Source organism: Mesorhizobium sp. M0217, assembly GCF_040321955.1.
Taxonomy (GTDB): Bacteria; Pseudomonadota; Alphaproteobacteria; order Rhizobiales; family Rhizobiaceae; genus Mesorhizobium.
On the sequence record NZ_JAMYSN010000068.1, the window covers coordinates 1 to 836 of the forward strand.

Below are 836 nucleotides of genomic sequence, written 5' to 3' on the forward strand. Positions count from 1 at the left end.
TAGAACAGCACGCCGGAATAGGCTCCGGAGGTAGGCGCGCTCAGCGTCACCTTGGCGTTGCCGTTCATGCTGACAGTGTTGCTGCCTGCCATGAAGATGGTTACCCCGCTGCCCGCGACGACCGCGTTGGCGTTGACCTTCATACCGCCCTGCACGACGTAGACGCCGGGCTGCAGGGTGACGTTGCCGCTGAGGCTCATGCCGCTACAGTAGGTGCCAGGCTGGAGTGTTTGCGACGTCTTGTTGCCGTTGACAGACTTGCACGGGTTCCCGGCCGTCGGCGCCGCCAGGCTGGAGAAAGGATCGGCTGCCGGCAAGGCCTGGGTGATGTTGGACTTGCAGACCGTGGTCGCCGGATTGTTCAGCACCATGCCGCCGACCGTGATCAGGCAGTCGGCCTTGAGCACCGCCGAGCCCTGCGTCTTTATGGCGTCCGAGGCAATCGAGTCCGACATGACCGAACAGCCGGTGAGGTTGACGGTGGTGTTGCCGGAAAAGAGCGCAGCCTGGGAGGCCGACTGACTGAGCGCCAGCACGCAAGCCTTGGAGGCGTCATTGATCAGCGCCACCGCCCTTGCCTGTTCGGCAACGGGCGCCTGGTTGAAAATCGCCGTGAAGTAGCGATCTAGGTTCTGCTTGACGATGACCTCCACCGCCTTCTTCGCGGTGTTCGGGCCGGACAATGGCGGCGTGTTGACCTGGATCGTGCCCGGCGTGGCAAAATTGTTCGAGGTCGCGGACTGCGTGGCGGCGGCGATGATGGTCGGGTTATCGGAACCCGCGACTTTCTCGAGCGCACCGGCATAGGCCGCGGCATCGGCAACGGCCTGCAGCTT

General features: G+C 63.8%; 1 protein-coding gene. It reads right to left on the reverse strand.

What is annotated here, in order from left to right; genetic code table 11:
* On the reverse strand, positions 1–836 hold an 836-nt coding region (locus tag NKJ18_RS32940; RefSeq protein ID WP_352761612.1), incomplete at both ends, for a hypothetical protein.